Source organism: bacterium (genome assembly GCA_021372775.1).
Taxonomy (GTDB): Bacteria; Acidobacteriota; Polarisedimenticolia; order J045; family J045; genus JAJFTU01.
Map to the genome: position 1 here is coordinate 1 of JAJFTU010000444.1, position 3430 is coordinate 3430.

At 70.0% G+C, this 3430-nt stretch carries 5 protein-coding genes and 1 pseudogene; 1 reads left to right on the forward strand and 5 read right to left on the reverse strand.

Annotated features, from left to right (window positions below; translation table 11 throughout):
• Positions 1 to 181 precede the first annotated feature (181 nt).
• Positions 182 to 826: an IS110 family transposase gene (locus tag LLG88_15175; GenBank protein MCE5248249.1), complete on the forward strand. Its 645-nt coding sequence runs from the start codon at positions 182 to 184 to the stop codon at positions 824 to 826.
• A 248-nt stretch (positions 827 to 1074) separates the two neighbouring features.
• Here LLG88_15175 and LLG88_15180 read toward each other — a convergent pair.
• The 5 genes and pseudogenes from LLG88_15180 to LLG88_15200 all read right to left on the reverse strand — a co-directional run.
• A pseudogene (locus LLG88_15180) lies at positions 1075 to 2032 on the reverse strand (IS3 family transposase).
• A 60-nt stretch (positions 2033 to 2092) separates the two neighbouring features.
• Entirely contained in the window at positions 2093 to 2473 is a 381-nt protein-coding gene (locus tag LLG88_15185) for a S26 family signal peptidase (GenBank protein ID MCE5248250.1), read from the reverse strand.
• Positions 2470 to 2988, reverse strand: a complete 519-nt coding sequence (locus tag LLG88_15190) for a DUF2840 domain-containing protein (GenBank protein ID MCE5248251.1) — start codon at positions 2986 to 2988, stop codon at positions 2470 to 2472. Before LLG88_15190 ends, LLG88_15185 begins: the two co-directional genes overlap by 4 nt.
• Positions 2985 to 3173, reverse strand: coding sequence for a hypothetical protein (locus LLG88_15195; protein MCE5248252.1), 189 nt, complete (start codon positions 3171 to 3173; stop codon positions 2985 to 2987). The genes LLG88_15190 and LLG88_15195 overlap by 4 nt, the downstream gene beginning before the upstream one ends.
• Positions 3116 to 3430 (reverse strand): hypothetical protein (locus LLG88_15200; GenBank protein ID MCE5248253.1); only part of this gene is annotated, 315 nt, incomplete at its 5' end. The genes LLG88_15200 and LLG88_15195, both read right to left, overlap by 58 nt.

The following is a 3430-nucleotide window of genomic DNA, read 5'->3' on the forward strand; positions in this document are numbered from 1 at the left end:
CTGGCCGATGCGGGGCTGCCGGCCGTCTGCATCGAGACGCGGCACCTCAAGGGGGCGATCGGCGCGATGGCGGCGAACAAGACCGACCGCAACGACGCCCGCGCCATCGCGCAGGTGGTCCGGTCGGGATGGTTCAAGGCGGTGCACGTGAAGTCGACTGAGAGCCAAGGAGCTGCGGGTCCTGCTGTCGGCGCGGGAGTTCCTGGTCAACAAGGTCCGCGACCACGAGAACGAGATCCGCGGTCTGCTGCGGCCGTTCGGCCTGAAGGTCGGACGGATCGGGGCGGCTGGCTTCGAGGCACGGGTGCGCGAGCTCGTCGCCGAGCGACCGGTGCTCGTGCTCTGCGTCGAGGCGCTGCTGACGGCACGGGAGGTGTTGCGGCGGGAGCTGAACCGGCTGCACCTGGCGCTGCTACGGGTGGTGAAGAACGACGAGCTCTGCCGGCGCTTCATGACGATCCCCGGCGTCGGCCCGGTGACCGCGCTCGCCTTCAAGACCACCATCGACCGTCCCGAGCGCTTCCGCCGCTCCGCCGATGTCGGCGCGCATCTCGGGCTCACGCCGCGGCAGTACCAGTCCGGCGAGATTGATCGGCGAGGGCGGATCACCCGATGCGGTGACACCTTCACGCGGACGGCACTGTTCGCCGCCGCCAACGTGATGCTCAGCCGGACGACGCAGTGGACCGCGCTGAAGGCGTGGGGGACGCGGCTCGCGGCACGCAGTTCGCTGAAGAAGGCCAAGGTCGCCGTCGCGCGCAAGCTGGCGGTCATCATGCACCGGATGTGGCGGGACGAGACGCCGTTCCGCTGGACCGCGGCCTGATCCACCACCTTCCGGTCGGAGCCGGCTAACGGCTGCGATCGGTCCGAGGTCCCGGCAGGGACGGGGATGAGGCGAAGGCCGCACGAATGTCTGGAGCCGCCGGCAGATGCCCGCGAGCCCGCCGTTTAGCTTGGTCCGCCTCACCTTCGGAACCCATCATGCGGCGGTGCTCCCGACCGCGGACAGAAGCGAGACCCCAGCCGGGTCAGGACCGAACGTTGCGCTTGACGCCCAAGCCCCGACTACAGAAGACACTCGTCGCGCAGCCGACCGTTGAAGCTCTCGACGAAGCCGTTCTGCTGCGGCTTGCCCGGCGCGATGTAGTGCCAGGCGACGCCGGTGCGGTTGGTCCACTCCAGGACGGCGCGGCTGGTCATCTCGGTGCCGTTGTCGCTGACGATGACGGCGGGCCTGCCGCGGCGGGCGACGAGCGCGTCGAGCGCGCGCACGAGGCGCCGGCCGCCGATCGAGCCGCCGATCGAGGTGTCGACGACCAGGGCCAGCGCCTGAGCTGGGTGAAGTCGTCGACGATGGCGAGGATGCGGAAGCGGCGACCCCAGTCGAGGGCGTCGGAGACGAAGTCGAGGCTCCAGCGCTGGTTCGGCCCGTCCGGCAGGGCCATCGGCGCGCGCGTCCCGGTCGCGCGCTTGCGGCCGCGGCGCCGGCGCACCGCCAGCCCCGCCTCGGAATAGAGCCGGTAGAGTTTCTTTCGGTTCATGGTGATGCCCTCTCGTTCGAGGAGGATGCCGAGCCGTCGGTAGCCGAAGCGGCGCCGCTCGGCCGCCAGGCTCCGCAGCCGCTCGCGCACGTCGCCATCGCCGGGATCGGGCTCCCGGCGCACGGTCTTGGGATCGATCCGGATGAGCTCGCAGGCGTGCCGCTGGGAGAAGCCGCGCTCGGCCGTCAGGCGGAGCACGGCCTCCCGGCGCGCCGCGAGCCCGGTCAGTTTTTTCCCAGCAGATCCTTCAACGCCGCCACGTCCAGCATCGACTCGGCCAGCAGCTTCTTCAGCCGCCGGTTCTCGTCCTCGAGCCCCTTCAGCTTCTGCGCATCCGACACCTCGAGCCCGCCGTACTTCGCCTTCCAGCGATAGAAGGTCTGCGGGCTGATCCCGTGCCGGCGACAGACCTCGTCGGTCGTCCCGCCCGCTTCCTGCTCGCGCAGCACGCCGATGAGCTGCGCTTCCGTAAATCTGCTCTTCTTCACGTCCGTCTCCTTCGGGATGACGGACTCTCACTCAAATCGAGGGATCAGGAAGGGGGCAGGTCAGCGGCAACCCCGCCAGACCGGCAGCGGACGGCCGTGCCGGTCGCGCTCAAGCGCGTCGCCGAGCGGCACCGCATCGACGGTCACGGCGTTTCCGACGCGGCACACGCGCTGGCCGGGAAGCCCCATCACCCGCTTCATCAGCGGCGTGTCGAGCGGCAGAAAGTGTCGCGTGGCGAGGAACCAGGCAAGCGGCTTGGGCGGCGTGACCGCAACCAGATCGCCGGTCGCGAGCCGGCCGGCGGGACGCAACGCATACAGGCCGACCGGCACGCTGGCGGAGGCGTTCCACAGCAGGCGCGGCGTCACCTCGACCACGCCCATCACGGCCAAAGACAGGCTGGCGACGATCGCCGTCGCGACATAGGCTTGGCTGCTCATCGCTCGATCTCCCGGCGCTTGAGCCATGCCCGATGGCGTTCGGCGCTATAGCCGCGTGGCTCCTCGCCGGTGCCAATACGGTTGGCGACGTGCCGCCAGTGATCGGGCGCCACATCACACGGATCGACACCGGCTGCTTCCACCGTGTCGATGTGGCGGAGCACCCGCTCGACCTTCGGCCAGCCTTCGACGTGCAGCAGGATATCGCCGCCGGTGCGGACGAACGGCAGCGTATGGTACGGCTCGCCGGGATCGACCGCGCGCACGATGTCTATACGCGAGGAGACCGTGCCGTAATCGTTGGCCGCCCAGCGGACGAAGGCGAAGACGCTGCCCGGCCGGAACGACAGGACGCGGCGGCGGCGGTCGATGATCCGCTCGCCAACATGCCGGCCGAACCTGATCCAGTTCTCGACCCGCTTCTCGATATGCGTCAGCTCGACATGGGTGAGGCTGTCGGACGGTCGCGCGGACGGCACGGCGAACGTGCCCGCGCGCATCGCTGCGGCGGTCATAGGTTATCTCCTCGATGTTCGAAATCCCGCCCCATCACCACGGCGAGCGCGGCTTCGGTGCGCAGGATGGTGCGGCCGATGGCTTCGAGGATCTGCGGCAGGACGGCGTCGCCGAACGCCTCGACGATCAGGCCGGCGGCAGCCGGCCGGCGTCCATCGCCGAGCGCAACGCGCGCGTCAGCCAACCCGGCGGATAGCCCATCATCCAGCCGTAGGTGACGGGCAAGGTCCGCGAGGCTCCAGTCAGCCCGTGATCCTTCAGCAGCGCCGCGATCGACCGCGCATAGGTCCACCGGTCCGGCGCCCGGCCGGTCATCGCGCCGTCGAGCACCGCGTCCATCGTCGGCGACTTGCGCCGGTCGTAGGCCGGCGACCATGCGTCCATCCGCCGGTCGCGCTTGGTCGGCGTCGGCAGCATGTCCGCCGCGTGGCGGAGCGGCTT

Excerpts from the sequence above, each read along its gene's own strand:
- LLG88_15185 (MCE5248250.1), bottom strand. The coding sequence starts at position 2,473 with ATGAGCAGCCAAGCCTATGTCGCGACGGCGATCGTCGCCAGCCTGTCT.
- LLG88_15190 (MCE5248251.1), bottom strand. The coding sequence starts at position 2,988 with ATGACCGCCGCAGCGATGCGCGCGGGCACGTTCGCCGTGCCGTCCGCG.